This window comes from Pedobacter antarcticus (assembly GCF_900103515.1).
Taxonomy (GTDB): domain Bacteria; phylum Bacteroidota; class Bacteroidia; order Sphingobacteriales; family Sphingobacteriaceae; genus Pedobacter; species Pedobacter antarcticus.
On record NZ_FNGZ01000002.1, the window covers coordinates 377,430 to 392,677 of the forward strand.

The window sequence follows — 15,248 nt, forward strand, 5'->3', positions numbered from 1 at the left end:
TACCAATTTTCAAATAAAAAAAGCCGGCACATAATAAAAGGGCAGAACCTGTTGGTCTAACCCTATTATTATGTGCCGGCATCCACCCGCTACTGAATAAATTATCAGTCCAAATATAATTCCATCTGATAGGTGTAAAAAATGATCTTAGTCATAATTCGTGAAAAATAAAAGCGGAGATAAGTCTCCGACCTATCCCCGCTTTCTAAATTAACGCTCTCAGATATATAGACGCTTCTGCATTCATTTTATTATTCTATGTTGTAAAAAAATATTTTTCATCCCTGAAAACCGTTCTTTTTACTTTTGTACGGTACAGTTAATCAGTTTATTAGAGAGAACTGAAATGTACTTTAAAACTATCTAAAGGCTATGTTTTCTTCGGGTAGGCCGCCTGTAATCTAATTATTTCTTTAATTTCGGCGTTTATAGGGAATCTGATTTATGGCTAATAACGTCCACATTACTTCTGGTGGCATCCAAAAGGTGCTTAGGAACTACAATGAAAAACAAGCGGTTGCAGAATATATATGGAATGGTTTTGATGCGAAGGCAAACCAGATTAATATAGATTATTCAGCTAATAGTCTTGGATTTATTGATTCGCTCTCCATTACCGACAATGGATATGGTATTAATTTCAAACAGCTAAAGCCAAAATTTGATCATTTTTATGAATCTGAAAAAGCCCTCCAGCTTGCCGTACATAAAAATCGTTCTGCTTTACACGGAAAAAATGGGGTCGGGCGTCTTACCTTTTTTAAATTTGCGGGCCAGGCAGAATGGGAAACTACTTTCATGCTGGCTAATAAACTTAAAAGTGGTACAATCCGTATTGATGGTTCCAATCTTAATAATTATCAAGCTGTCCCTGTCGAAGTTCCATTGCACCCACAGACTGGTACTATAGTTCGGTTTACCAATTTGAAGATAAGCGAGGCGCTCCTTGAAAAAGAAATCATTCCTTTTCTTAAGGCAGAATTTTGCTGGTTTCTTGAACTGAACAAGAAAAAGAAATTTGTCATTAGCATTAACGGTAAAAAACTTGATTATGAAGATCAGGTCGCCGAGCGTGCCGAAGATATCATTTACACCTTCGATGAGAGTCGTACATCGTTCCGCGTGAAATTTATTCAGTGGAAAGAGAATTTGCACAGGGAGCTTTCTAAAGTTTATTATATTTCAGAAAAAGGGGAGGAGCTTTATAAAGATTATACCTCATTGAATAAAAAAGCAGACGATTATTTTCACAGTGTCTATATTCAGAGCGAATTTTTCACTGATTTTGATTTTAGCAACCTGGAAGTAGAGACTCAGTTTAAGCTTTATAACAGATCTAAATCTTCTGCTGAATACAGATACCTTAGTAAAGAAATACATAACCTCCTGGTGGCTAAAAGAAAGATTTTTCTAAAGGAGAATTCTGGAAAACTGATAGACAGGTATGAAAGCGAGGGTGTCATCAAACCTCAGGAAGGTAAAGCAAGCGGTGCTAAACAACGTAAGCTATTGCATGATACCCTGAAAGCAATGTATGAAGCCAGGCCCAAATTGTTCAGCAATCTAAGCCTGGATCAAAAGAAAACAGTTGTATCACTGGTTGACGTTCTTTTACAATCCAATCAAAAGAGTAAAATCAGAACGATTATGGAAAATATTACTGAACTGGAAACTGGGGAGAGAGCTGAATTTGACGCCTTACTTAATTCAAAAGCTTAGCTGCCGCTTTAGCGGTTAATACCCTGGCATTAATGACTACCGGAACCTCCGGGAGATCATGTTTGTCTGTTTTAACCTGATTTATCTCGTTGGCTACTTCCATTCCTTTTACAATTTCTCCGAAAATGGTATAATCTCCATCCAGACGGGGGATTCCTCCTTTAGATTTATAGGTTTCTCGTTGTTCAGGGGTATATTTGAAACCTTTTTTTGATTCTATTTCATCTAACTGTATGTCTGTTTGTTTTTTGCCGGTTACCAGGTAAATCTGGTTTAAAAAAGACGCCTTTTGTGCGTTATCATCTCGTCCGGCACCTAATGCCCCTTTAAAATGATATAGTTCCGGAAACAACTCAGATTTTAACCTTTCTGGCTTTCGGTCAGGATGCTGTTTTTCCCGTTCCAGAATAGGATCGTCCAATTCGCCTGCCTGACTCACAAAATCTTTAATCACCCTGTTAAATAATGCAGACTTCCACCAGCCTTTGCGAATTCCGCTGACCATATTATCTCTATGCAGCGGAGTCTTATCGTAAAGTTTAACAAGGATATCGCCTTTGGAAGTTTCAAGGCTTATGAAAGTAGACTGTGCAGATGCTGCAGTAGTAAGCAATAACAGGGATGTAATTAATCCGGAGAACTTCATAAATTATTTATTCTATTGGTTTATTTTCGAATCATCAGCACCTACGGCCTTTCGCGCCGCCGGTGTTTGTGGAAACAACAAAGCGGCCATTTTGGAGTCATGACCGTATACATCATCCCTGAAGTTAAGCAGGCCATTTTTGTCTACCCAGGCAGTGAAATAGGTGATGAATACGGGTACGGGCTGTTTCACCTGAACCCAGGTTTCTTTAGATTGCTGCATCGCTTTTGTGATTTTTTCTTTCGTCCAGGAAGGGTCGTTTTCTAAAAGGTATTCTGCGAGTGTTTTTGGCTGTGATAAACGAATACACCCATGACTGAAGGCACGTTTCTGTTCGGTAAAAAGAGACTTGGCAGGTGTATCGTGAAGATAAATATTGTAGGAATTAGGGAAAAGGAATTTTACTCTGCCCAAAGAATTTGTACTGCCTGGTTTCTGCCGGATAAGTGGAAGACCGCCGCTTTTACCATATATTTCCATTTGATGTTGGGCAAGGTAATTTTTATTTCTATTGATGGCAGGAAGAATTTCGGCCTTAACAATACTCGGTGGAACGTTCCAGTATGGGCTGAATACTATATTTTTAAGTGTATTGCTGAAAATAACCGTCTGGTGCGCCTCTTTTCCTACAACAATGCCCATATTAAGTACTTCTTTGCGGTCCTCAAATATGTGCAGTTTATATTCCGGTATATTAACCAGAATTACCCTGCCTTCCGGCATAACGGGCACCCAGCGCATTCTTTCCAGGTTAATTAGAATTTGTTCGATTCTTTTTCTGACCGGTATGTTAAGTGATTTGACCAGAGAGGCTGTAAGTTTGCCGGTTACCTGCTGCCCGAATTGCTGTTGTGCGAGACGTAATGCAGTGTCTACCGCAAGTGTATACAAGCCGCTGGAGTCTGTAGGAGCCAATGCCCCAAAAGCAGCAAGCCGGGTTTTTAGTGTGCTTATTATTGCTGAAGAATCACCTGGTTTCAATTTTTGCAGAGCAGCGAATTCCAGATCCGGCCATGAACCTTTTTTAGCAATGGCAGACCAGTGCGATAATTCTTTATTTAAAGTCACGTAATAAGAGTTTAACGGTGCATTTCCGTTAGTATCGTTCCCTTTGTTTTTAACCAGTGAATCCAGAACTGCAACCGCATCTATTTTTTTTCGCGGAATATACCATTGTAATTTTGCAGGATCTACTTTGCCTGCATAGGCATCGGTAATGAAGCTAAAGAAATGGGAGGTCAGATTAAATTCCAGTAGCGTAAGACTGGTGTCTGCCTTTTTGATTACAGTGTCAATGGTTAGCAGATGGTCTATGCGGGTCTGAAGGTTTTTCAATGTAACACTACTATCGCCGTTAGAACTTCTAAAATTTTTATCCAGATCATACAATACTTTGGTTTGTTCGGCCAGTCCTTTTTCGGAAAACCAGGCGAACTGGAAGTTTCTGCTGTTATAAAAGTTTCGCATCCGGTTTGCAGCGCTATCATCCAGTTGTTGGCTGCTGATAAATTTTTCCATATCCAGACTGTCTGTATAAAGTTTGGTCACCGCATTTACAGGTGTAATGCTGGTATCTCTGATTACTTTATTTTCTGGTTTCTGCTGGCATTGAATAAACAGAAATAACAGGGGTGCAATAACGATAAATTTTAGTCTCATCGTGCTCAATATACTGAATTTCAATAAAAATGACATTTTTAATCACATTTTAATGGGCTATTTTAAACTGTATGTTAAGCAAATATTATCTTTGACCACACAACATAACATGCAATCTAAACAAGCCGCCTGGCGCTTTGCCTGGGACATTCCTGCTTTTCGTTTGAAATTAGTATCCGGTTTGCTCTGCATGGCCGCCATTATTTTCTATTTACACGATTTTTTTCAATTTATACAAGGCAGAAACGGATTGATCTTACATGATTCAGTTCTGCGTGCGATACCTGCAATAGATGTGTCTCCACTGATTTTTTTAATACTTTATCCGGTTAGCGGATATTTAATTTGGCGGATAAGGAAAAACTCAAAGTTGTGTATTACTGCGCTCTGGGGATATATTTTTCTATGTCTGGGTAGGATGATTACTATATCGCTGATACCGCTCAATCCGCCGGTGGGGTTAATTCATCTGAGTGATCCATTTTCTGTTATATTTTATGGTGATAACTTGATTACCAAAGATTTATTTTTCTCGGGGCATACTGCCACCATAGTACTTATCGGTCTTTGCCTGGAAGGAAAAAGGGAAAAGTATATTGTTTTTACGGCAGCTCTGGTACTCGGTATTCTGTTGCTGGTGCAGCATATCCATTATACCGCAGATGTGATTGCAGCCCCCTTTTTTAGTTATCTGTTCTGGTATTTGGGTAAAACAGTTGCTAAGATATAGGTTGATAATCCTTAGTTTTGCCATTTCTTTTTAAATTATTTTACATTAAACCCTGTCTCAGGGATTCCCATCCGAACTGATTATGGAATTGAAAAATTTAGAGCCCCAGGAGATCTGGCAGCATTTCACTGCGCTAAACGCAGTGCCCAGAGCTTCAAAAAAAGAGGAGCGTGTCATTGCTTTTATGCAGGAATTTGGTCGATCATTAGGACTGGACACCAGAACAGATAAAACTGGAAACGTTATAATTCTTAAACCTGCAACTCCGGGTATGGAAGATAGAAAGACGGTTATTTTGCAGTCTCATCTGGACATGGTCCATCAAAAGAACAGCGATACTGTCTTTGACTTTGAGCATGACGGAATAAAGATGTATGTTGATGGTGACTGGGTAAAAGCAGAAGGGACCACACTGGGTGCCGATAATGGTATTGGCGTGGCTGCAATAATGGGACTGCTTGCAGCGAAAGATATTGCTCACCCTGCCCTGGAAGCCATGTTCACTATAGACGAAGAGACCGGAATGACCGGTGCAAAGCATCTGGATCCGGTTAATTTTACAGGCAAAATCTTGTTAAATCTCGATACAGAAGAAGATGATGAACTGACTATCGGATGTGCGGGTGGCATTGATACCAACACAATTCTAACCCTTCAGACGGAGGTTTCTCCAACAGGATACATAGCCCTTGAAGTTAAAATTTCCGGTCTGACCGGCGGGCACTCCGGTATGGATATCCATAAAGGACGGGCCAATGCGAACAAATTGATTACCCGTCTCATTAAAGCGGTATCTCTACAATTTCCTTTGCAGTTGTCAGTATTGGATGGCGGAAGTCTGAGGAACGCGATTCCCAGAGAAGCATCAGGTACTTTTATTTTGCCGGCATCTTCATTAGCACAGGCACTTGATTTTATTGAAGCTTACGCGCTGAAATTAAAAACAGAATATCAGGCAATCGAAACATCTTTGCAGATTGTTGCCAGCCAAACTATATCTCCGGAACAGGTTTTCAGCCTTAGGGATACCAATCAGATTTTAAATGCACTCTACGCGGTTCCGAATGGTGTTTTTAGAATGAGCCCAGATATTGATGGTTTAGTAGAAGCATCCAGTAATCTGGCCAGGGTAATTCTGAAGGACGGCGAATTTATCACGAAATCACTGCAGAGAAGTAGTGTGGAGAGTACTAAAGATGATGTATCGGCAGCTGTCAGGGCGGCATTTGAAAGTATTGGTGCAGTGGTTAGTCAATCTGGGGATTATCCCGGTTGGAAGCCAGATGCTGATTCCGATATTCTTAGATTAATGACTAATTTGTATGAGCAGAATTTTGGTAAAGCGCCTAAAGTTGAGGCTTGTCATGCAGGTTTGGAATGCGGTATCCTCGGTGGTCATTTTCCGGAAATGGATATGATTTCTTTTGGTCCGACCATTCGCGGTGCACATTCACCGGATGAAAGAGTACAGATTTCTTCTGTACAGAAATTCTGGTCTTACCTGCAGAATGTGCTGAAAGAAATTCCAAAACAGACGAAATAAAAAAAGAATACCTATTTTAGACCTCTTTAAAACAAGATTTATGATTATTGCACCAAGAATACGTGGATTTATCTGCCTGACTGCGCATCCTGAAGGATGCGAACAAAACGTTGTCAATCAAATCAATTACGTTAAATCAAAAGGAGATATCGCCGGCCCGAAAAGGGTACTTGTAATCGGCGCATCTACAGGTTTTGGACTTTCTTCCAGAATTACAAGTGCTTTTGGATCTGAGGCATCCACAATTGGCGTGTATTTCGAAAAACCACCTGCTCCGGGTAAAACCGCTTCACCAGGCTGGTATAATACTGCGGCATTTGAAAAAAAGGCCCACGAAGCCGGTTTATACGCTAAAAGTATTAATGGAGATGCCTTCTCTGATGAAATCAAAAAACAAACGATAGACCTTATTAAAGCCGATCTTGGTCAGATAGACTTAATTATTTACAGTCTTGCTTCACCAAAAAGAGTTCACCCTAACACAGGGGTTGTACATAGTTCTGTATTGAAACCAATTGGTCAGGTATTTAGTAATAAAACAGTAGACTTCCATACTGGAATCGTTTCTGAAATTTCTATTCAGCCTGCAAATGAAGAAGAGATAGAAAATACAGTTGCAGTAATGGGTGGAGAAGACTGGGCTTTCTGGATTGATGCGCTTAAAGAAGCAGATTTACTGGCTCCGGGTGCAACAACAGTTGCTTACTCTTATATCGGTCCATCTTTAACCGAAGCAGTTTACCGTAAAGGAACCATCGGCCGTGCTAAAGATCATCTGGAAGCAACTGCATTTAAAATCGCTGATCAGTTGAAAGAGATTGGTGGAAATGCCTATGTGTCCGTAAATAAAGGTCTGGTTACACAGGCCAGTTCAGCTATACCTATAATTCCGCTTTATATTTCGTTGCTCTATAAAGTGATGAAAGCAGAAGGGGTACATGAAGGGTGTATTGAGCAGATACAGCGTTTATACAGCCAAAGACTGTTTACCGGATCAGATGTTGCCGTAGATGATAAAGGAAGGATTCGTATAGACGATCTGGAAATGCGTCAGGATATTCAGGACCAGGTTTCGGCGCTTTGGATAGAAGCTACCACCGAAACTCTTCCTGAGTTAGGTGACCTTGCAGGTTATAAAAAAGACTTCCTGAAGTTATTCGGATTCGATGTTGCCGGTATAGATTACGACAAAGATGTAAATGAAGTAGTAGAGATTCCTGGACTGGTTTCTTAATCCAACCAGATAAAATAACAAGAAAAGCCTGTAATGAATTTACAGGCTTTTCTCGTTTATTGATTTTACGTTTGAATAAGCTGTTTTGTGCTCGTTTAAGCATTGCGCTGGATGAGTAACGTCTCTATCTCTTTAAGTGCATCCAGAATGCCGGTACGTTGTTCCTGAAGTAAAGGCAAATGGTCGACATGATCCTGACGGTCTTTAATTACATCGTCATATTTCTCCAGTGCCGCTTTTTCTCCGGTAACCACGGCCTCAAGGATCGCTGTATCTTCTTTACTGCTTAGTGCCTGCTTAATGTCTATCCATGTTCTGTGCAGGGCACCAAGGATACCTCCGCTTTCATTTTCAGACTCTCCTCCATGTGTAAGGATATGGGTTTTTAATTGCTCTGCATAGGCGGCACGCTGCGCAGCATATTTGAGAAATACACCTTGTAATTCAATTTTGTCGGTGGCTTCGCTCGCGGATTGGTAACCTTCTTTACCATCGTTTAAAATTGCTATCAGACCTTGAAGGTCGCTTATAATCTGCTGTTTATTTTCCATATTCGATGTGTTGTTGGTATGTGTTCCTATTAACCGGAACCGGAATGAAATGTTTTAATAAAAATCAATAAAAGACCTTGTTTTCGGCTTGTCTGCAAGACACGTGCTGAACCTGGGCTATGAAGCGCAAATGCAACATTTTTAAACGTTGTATTTCATTAATTATACGTTTTAATAAACCTGATTGTGAATTTTGTTTAAAACCTTTACCAGATGTAATAAATCTGGTTTTTGAAATTTTAAGATCGAGATATGTAGTGCTCCCTGGAGCATATATTTAGCCAGATAATTCCCAATGAGAATGAGATTTGAATTCAACCAATGTATTTATTAATTATATGCAACTAAAAATCAGTAATTTACTCGTCTTATTTGAAGTTAAAAAGAATGACATTTGGTCAGGTGTGTTAAATTACCTATTTTTAAAACGGTGAAAACTTATTAAAACACGCACGATTTTTAATAGAATGCCAGTATGAATGGAGTCTTCAAAATTCGGAGTTATTCACAGCTATTTTTCAATGTTGATAACTTATCCACAAAAACCTCGAATTTCTATACTGTATTTGTTTGCCTGTTAACGACTTACAAAATAGCTCAGTTTTTATGTTTTTTTGTTGGTATTTTTTGTGATCTTCGCATCCCTAAACGACGCACCGTACGTCCGTTTTTTTAAGACCCGACAAACAAATTTATTTGAACTATGCATAAAACTTGTACTGAAGTATGGAATAACTGTCTCCAGATTATAAAGGATAATATTCCGGCCCAAAGTTTTAAAACTTGGTTCGAACCTATTACCGCAATGAAACTGGAAGGCAGTGTATTAACCGTACAGGTGCCGAGTTTATTTTTCTATGAATGGCTTGAAGAGCATTATGTTGGACTGCTTCGTAAGACAGTTAAACAGCAGCTTGGTGAAGAAGGTCGTCTGGAATATAATATAGTTGTCGATAAATCTTCAAATACGGGATCTCCTTATACAACAAGCATGCCTTCTAATGGTAATGGGGGAGCTTCTAAAATGCAATCTATGCCTGTCCCGGTATCTATTAATAAAGACATTAAAAATCCGTTTATTATTCCAGGACTTAAAAAACTGAATGTCGACCCTCAGTTGAATTCAAATTATACTTTTGAAGGATATGTTGAAGGTGACTGTAATCGGCTGGCACGTTCGGCAGGATTCGCTGTAGCGGCAAAACCGGGAGCAACCTCATTTAATCCACTAATGATTTACGGCGCTGTAGGTTTAGGTAAAACTCACCTTGTCCAGGCGATTGGTAATGAAATAAGAAGGACCCTACCAGATAAACTCGTGATTTATGTATCCTGCGAGAAGTTCTGTCAGCAGTTTGTAGAATCATTAAAGAATAATACGATTAACGACTTTGTTAATTTTTATCAGGCGATGGACGTTATCATCATGGATGATGTACATAATTTCGCAGGTAAAGAAAAAACACAGGATATTTTCTTCCATATTTTCAACCACCTGCACCAGAGTGGTAAACAAATTATTATTACTTCAGATAAAGCTCCCAAAGATCTTTCTGGTCTTGAAGAACGGTTATTGAGTAGATTTAAGTGGGGTTTATCAGCAGATCTTCAAATTCCTGATCTGGAAACAAGAGTAGCTATCCTGCGTAAAAAAATGTATGCAGACGGAATAGAGCTGCCTACTGAGGTTGTAGAATATGTCGCACATAACATTGACAATAATGTAAGAGAGCTGGAAGGGGCAATGGTTTCACTGCTTGCACAGTCTACATTAAATAAAAAAGATATTGATCTGGCACTGGCGAAGTCAATGCTGAAAAACTTCATCAAAAATACCAATAAAGAGATTTCTATGGATTATATCCAGAAACTGGTTTGTGAATATTTTGAAGTTCCGGTGGAGATGGTTAAATCTGCTACCCGTAAACGTGAAATCGTACAGGCGAGACAGATCTCAATGTATCTTTCGAAAAGCATGACGAAATCTTCGCTAAAAAGCATCGGTGCTTTTTATGGTGGAAGAGACCACTCGACAGTGATTTATGCTTGTCAGACGGTAGAAGATCTGATCGATACAGATAAAAAGTTCAAAGGTTACGTGACTGATATTCAGAAAAAGCTCAAAATGAGCTAATAACGAATTAAATTTCTATAAATAAGAGGCTGATCTCAATCAAGTATTTTCTTTATTTTAACTTGCAATTTTCTTTTAAACATCGCTATTTGTGTTTGCCCTGCGCAAAGGCAGAATACACCTGTTTATCCAAATTAAATTATTAATATTGGTAGTTACAATATTATCCTGTCCAACAACCACGATTTGAGTATTACGACTGGTCTGTTACACTAGGTGCCAGGTATGCGCTCGGTAGCTGGCAGCCTGGGTTTTTATTGAGATGTGAATAAAAAGCTTGTTAATTTTTAAGGAAACTTATGAAAATTACAGAAAATCAGATGCCGGCCGGGAGAGTTATATCCCTTGATGTAATGCGTGGACTAATTATGATCCTGCTTTGTGCTGAGAGCTGTTTAGTATTTGTGGCCTTTGAAAAACTTAATCTTGTGCAGCCATTTGCACTTATCGTGGAACAGTTTTTCCATCATCCCTGGCATGGTTTGCATTTCTGGGATTTAGTACAGCCCTCGTTTATGTTTATTGCCGGAGCTGCTATGTACATCTCTTATAGCAGTAAACTTAAAAAGGGAGTTACCTGGAAAATGAACTTTAGACATGTTTTGTTAAGGAGTTTCAAACTATTTCTATTTGGGGTTGGTTTGCACTGTGTTTACGCCGGGAAACCAGTTTGGGAACTCTGGAACGTTTTAACTCAGCTGGCTTTTACCAGTATACTGGCTTATCTTGTGATTAACCAATCCTACAAATTCCAGATTTTATTTTCTTTGGGGTTGTTACTGTTAACCGAAGTATTATACCGTTACGTACAGGTACCTGGTTTTGACCATCCCTTTCTAGAAAACCATAATTTCGGTGCCTGGCTGGATATGATTTTAATGGGTAAGATTAATACAGATGGCTGGGTTGCCATTAATATCATCCCGACCGCTGCGCATACCATCTGGGGGGTACTTGCGGGCAAACTTTTAGTTTCCGATCATCCGAGTCTGTACAAGATCCGGACTTTGATGTTTACAGGCTGTATTGCACTTATTGTTGGATTTAGCCTTGATCTGCTGGATATTACGCCGATCATTAAAAGAATAAGCACTAGCTCTTTTGTTCTTGCATCAGGCGGCTGGGTTCTGATCATGCTGGCTGTAACTTATTGGCTGGTAGATGTCAAGAAACAAATGAAGTATGCCTGGATCTGCACGGTCATCGGAATGAACGCGATATTCATTTATATTTTTTTCGAAACAGTTGGTCTGCAATGGGTAAATGGAACCATAGCCATTTTTACAGGCTCTATGATCCATTCACTCACGGGTCTGTCAATTAAAATAACAACGCTGGTTTCTGCATTGTCTGCCTTGCTGGCAGAATGGGCACTATGTTATTGGTTATATAAACACAAAATATTTTTTAAATTATAAAATAAGAATCGCAGGCGCTCTTTCATTTTACCTGCGGGATCTAGGTTTCTCAGGAACTGCAGGATAATGTCGAACTGCCTGGTTGTGTAGCTGCCCATACAGGTCTGCGTATATTCAGCTCCGGGAAAAGATCCTGGTACGGTTTCTTTATAGCTTGCTGAAGCCTGCTGAACTTTTCGTTGTTTCCTTTTTCCAGATCTGCGATGGCCTCGTATAACAGGTAGTTTCTCAAGATAAACTTTGGATTCACCGCTTCCATTTGCTGGATCCGCTGCTCATCAGAAATGGAATTCAGCTGCAGTCTTTCCTGATAACGTTTAATGATGAGCCAGAATGCTTTGCTGGTTTCGGGGGCAATGAGATCATAGAGAGAGGGGCTAAGATATTCCACAAGAGCATCTGGATCCTGTAATGCTGTCGGTAGTTTCTCCAATAAGGTATAGAATATGGTCATATCCGGTTTGATCTGCCCCAGTAACTGTTCCAGCTGATCGATCAGTTGCTGGTCGCCCGGCTTCAGCTGATCAAAACCTAACTTACCAGCCATCATCGCATAATACTTATCCAGGTAGATACCTTTATATTTTTCCAGCCTTGCTGACAGTTCGTCTGTAGATTCCAGAAGGGGAGAGAATGCAGCCGCAAGACAGCCCAGGTTCCAGTATCCGATTGTATGCTGTGCACCAAATGCATACCTTCTGCCAGGAAGGTCAGTTGTATTAGGGGTGAAGTCGGGATCGAAATCGTCGAGAAATGAAAAAGGGCCGAAATCTATAGTAAGACCAAGGATTGACATGTTATCTGTATTCATCACACCATGTACAAAACCGACTCTCAGCCATTCTACGATCATTGTCGCTGTTCTTTCCAGGATTTCTGAAAACAGGTTTAATATTTTTTCTTCTCTTGTTCCCTGCAGATGCGGGTAGTAGCGGCTTATTGTCCAATCGGTTAACTGCTGCAGAAGTTCTTTGTCCTGTCTGGCAGCCAGCAATTCAAAATTACCGAAACGTAGAAAGGAAGGTGCTGCGCGGAGTACAATAGCACCGGGTTCTGGTGCAGGATGCCCATCATAAAAAAGATCCCGCATGACCTGGTCGCCAGTACGGACGAGGGAAAGGGCACGGGTTGTAGGGACACCTAGATGATACATAGCCTCACTCATAAGGTATTCTCTCACTGAGGACCTTAAAACAGCTCTTCCGTCACCTCTTCTGGAGTAAGGTGTCGGGCCGGCGCCTTTAAGTTGCAGTTCTATACTTTCTCCATCAGGTTTTTCCCATTCTCCCAATGTAATTGCCCTGCCATCGCCGAGTTGTCCTGCCCAGTTTCCGAACTGATGCCCAGCATAGCAGGCTGCATAAGGAACCATTGACGGGTTTAGCTGATTTCCAGACACAATAAGTATGTCGGTTTCATCAGGTGCTGCGATTTTCAGTTCTGCGGCAAGCTCTTCGGACCAGGCCAGCAGAACCGGAGCAGATACCGGTGTAGGAGTTGTATCACTGTACAACATTCCAGGAGTCTGCCTTGGCATTACGTTTCCACTGTGATCTCCCGGAAAGGATGCAGTGAATTCATTTTTATATATTTTTGACTTAAGTTGTTCCATCATTTGAAGAGCTAAGATAAGCGGTGTACAGCAGGAATAGACCATCTGGATGTCAATTCCTGCTGTACACCGCCAAATTTGGATCTTACTGGAATACCTCAATCTCAGCCAGGCGGAAACCTTGTCCGCCACCTGTTACCCCGATTGCCCTGAGCATAACAAATCTGGCTGTTACCGGCGCTTTCAGGGTTGTACGCTGAAGGATGGGGTTAGCTTTGATATTAGAGAACTCGCCTGAGGCTGCTGGTATCCATTGTTTTCCGTCCTCACTATACAGGTATTCAAATTTTTCTATTCTTCCTGCTGTTTGTTCATCCTGGGCTGGTAAATAGCCGAAAGCTGAAATTAAATGCGGGTAGCCCATATCTAAAATCAGTTCATTGGTACCGGTTACTGCTGCGCTGGTTTCGGCCAGTTGATCAATTGCTTTTTTAAGATCATCTGATGATACCGGGCTTATAATTTTCCAGTCATTTTTGGCATAGGCTGACATAACCTTTGCGATAGCATTTGTTTTAATTTCTGGCGCAAGATATAAACCGACCTCACTCAAAGCAGGGGATACGGGGGCGAAAATGGTTAATCTAAGTTTTTTAGCTGTTATTGTTTCCGGTAGTCTGATCAGGCGGTTAGCACCGATACTCGTGGGTTTTCCTATTGTTTTCCATTCGCCCGCGATATAGTTCTCTAATTTTATGCTGTCTACGCGCTGGCCAAGTTTAATATTTTCCCTGATCTGAATCAGATTAATAGGTTTTTCAGCTGGAAGATCCAAGACCAAACTCGCTTGGTGTACCTGGTCATCGGTTGCCCAGTAACTATAGCGGTCATTGTCCTGCAAATTCTGAGTGTCAAATGCCTTTTGTTTACCTCGTACGTTAGAAGCTGTTATTTTAGCGTTTTTTGCTACGTTCTCAGCGAAAACTTGTTTTAGGTAGGCTCCGAAATCTTTGAGTGCCGCCACATCGTTTGCGTGCAGCAGACCATCTGTGTTTGGTGAAAGGCCAAGATCCAGTGAGCCACCCCGGCCTACAGAGCTGCAGTAAATTTCAAAGAGTTGCGCAACAGTTTTAACCTGTCCGTCCTGCTCAGGATGATAGAACCAGCCAGGTCTTAAAGGAACGTCCCCTTCAAATGGTAACCATTGCTTTCCGTTGCGGGTTCCGCTGCCCAAATTCTCATCGTCCATATACCCCGGCATAGGAGTTTTCCCATCTTTACCCTTAAGATCTATTGTTGACCAGGCTGTCTCCGGAGCCATTCCTTTTTCATTACCTACCCAACGGACATCCGGACCTATATCGCTGAATATACTTGCCCCGGGCTGAAGCTTCCTGGTAATAGCCCAGGTATTCATCCAGTCATAATAAACAGACTGATCTACTTTTTTAACTTCTTTTCTTCCGCCATAATAACCGTCCCCACCATTGGCACCATCATGCCAGCTCATAAATAAAGGACCGTAATTGCTATATAATTCTTTTAGCTGATCTCTGTATATAGTGATATATTCCGGGGTGCCGTAAGCGGGGTTATTCCTGTCCCACGGAGAACAATAAATACCAAATTTCATGCTGTTTTTTTGCGCTGCCTGCTGAAATTCACGTACCATATCTCCTTTTCCTGAACGCCATGGGCTTTCGCTGATATTGTATGCTGCAGTTTTAGTTGGCCAGAGAGCAAAACCATCGTGGTGCTTGGCAACCATCACAATACCTTTAAATCCACCACCAGCAGCAGCAGCTATGATCTGGCCGGCATCAAACTGAGCAGGGTTAAATATAGCAGGGTCGGCGTCTCCATAACCCCATTCTTTATTCTGAAACGTGGTGGGTGTAAAATGGATCAGGCAATACATTTCGGTTTCATGCCATTTTAGTTGCCTTTCTGAAGGTATAGCGCCATAAGGCGCGGGAGGTTTGGTGCTTTGCTGTGCAAGAGCCATTAATCCGAAGAAATTAATTCCTGCAAAAACTACGGCCGACTTCACTTTATTTTTCAT

The 15,248-nt window shown here is 40.9% G+C and carries 11 protein-coding genes; 6 read left to right on the top strand and 5 right to left on the bottom strand.

What is annotated here, in order from left to right; all coding sequences use genetic code 11:
• Positions 1 to 444 precede the first annotated feature (444 nt).
• Positions 445 to 1,719, top strand: coding sequence for an ATP-binding protein (locus tag BLR53_RS05270; RefSeq protein ID WP_074587803.1), 1,275 nt, complete (start codon positions 445 to 447; stop codon positions 1,717 to 1,719).
• Here BLR53_RS05270 and BLR53_RS05275 read toward each other — a convergent pair.
• Complete coding sequence (locus tag BLR53_RS05275) at positions 1,703 to 2,365, bottom strand: peptidylprolyl isomerase (protein ID WP_074587805.1); 663 nt, start codon at positions 2,363 to 2,365, stop codon at positions 1,703 to 1,705. The two genes, BLR53_RS05270 and BLR53_RS05275, sit on opposite strands and share 17 nt — an antisense overlap.
• 12 nt (positions 2,366 to 2,377) lie before the next feature.
• Complete coding sequence (locus tag BLR53_RS05280) at positions 2,378 to 4,024, bottom strand: L,D-transpeptidase family protein (RefSeq protein WP_074587807.1); 1,647 nt, start codon at positions 4,022 to 4,024, stop codon at positions 2,378 to 2,380.
• A gap of 109 nt (positions 4,025 to 4,133) precedes the next feature.
• Between BLR53_RS05280 and BLR53_RS05285 the strand changes: the two genes are divergently transcribed.
• The 3 genes from BLR53_RS05285 (at position 4,134) to fabV (ending at position 7,531) form a co-directional block, all read left to right on the top strand.
• Positions 4,134 to 4,754 (top strand): phosphatase PAP2-related protein, encoded by a 621-nt coding sequence (locus tag BLR53_RS05285; protein WP_037438014.1) that lies wholly within the window; start codon positions 4,134 to 4,136, stop codon positions 4,752 to 4,754.
• Positions 4,755 to 4,836: 82 nt separating this feature from the next.
• On the top strand, positions 4,837 to 6,297 hold the full coding sequence (locus BLR53_RS05290) for an aminoacyl-histidine dipeptidase (protein WP_074587809.1): 1,461 nt from the start codon (positions 4,837 to 4,839) through the stop codon (positions 6,295 to 6,297).
• A gap of 40 nt (positions 6,298 to 6,337) precedes the next feature.
• A complete protein-coding gene (fabV, locus tag BLR53_RS05295; protein WP_074587811.1) occupies positions 6,338 to 7,531 on the top strand; it encodes an enoyl-ACP reductase FabV in 1,194 nt (397 codons plus the stop codon).
• 95 nt (positions 7,532 to 7,626) lie between these two features.
• Here the strand turns inward: fabV and BLR53_RS05300 are convergent, their stop codons facing one another.
• Positions 7,627 to 8,082, bottom strand: coding sequence for a ferritin-like domain-containing protein (locus BLR53_RS05300; protein ID WP_037437983.1), 456 nt, complete (start codon positions 8,080 to 8,082; stop codon positions 7,627 to 7,629).
• A gap of 703 nt (positions 8,083 to 8,785) precedes the next feature.
• On the opposite strand from BLR53_RS05300, the gene dnaA reads away from it, so the two are divergent.
• Positions 8,786 to 10,216, top strand: a complete 1,431-nt coding sequence (dnaA, locus tag BLR53_RS05305) for a chromosomal replication initiator protein DnaA (protein WP_037437982.1) — start codon at positions 8,786 to 8,788, stop codon at positions 10,214 to 10,216.
• Between the two features lie 299 nt (positions 10,217 to 10,515).
• Positions 10,516 to 11,634, top strand: coding sequence for an acyltransferase family protein (locus tag BLR53_RS05310; RefSeq protein WP_176763522.1), 1,119 nt, complete (start codon positions 10,516 to 10,518; stop codon positions 11,632 to 11,634).
• Between the two features lie 49 nt (positions 11,635 to 11,683).
• Here the strand turns inward: BLR53_RS05310 and BLR53_RS05315 are convergent, their stop codons facing one another.
• Positions 11,684 to 13,249 carry a protein adenylyltransferase SelO gene (locus BLR53_RS05315; protein ID WP_244889451.1) on the bottom strand — a complete coding sequence of 522 codons (1,566 nt, stop codon included), beginning with the start codon at positions 13,247 to 13,249 and terminating at the stop codon, positions 11,684 to 11,686.
• An 82-nt stretch (positions 13,250 to 13,331) separates the two neighbouring features.
• A complete protein-coding gene (locus BLR53_RS05320; RefSeq protein WP_074587813.1) occupies positions 13,332 to 15,248 on the bottom strand; it encodes an alpha-L-fucosidase in 1,917 nt (638 codons plus the stop codon).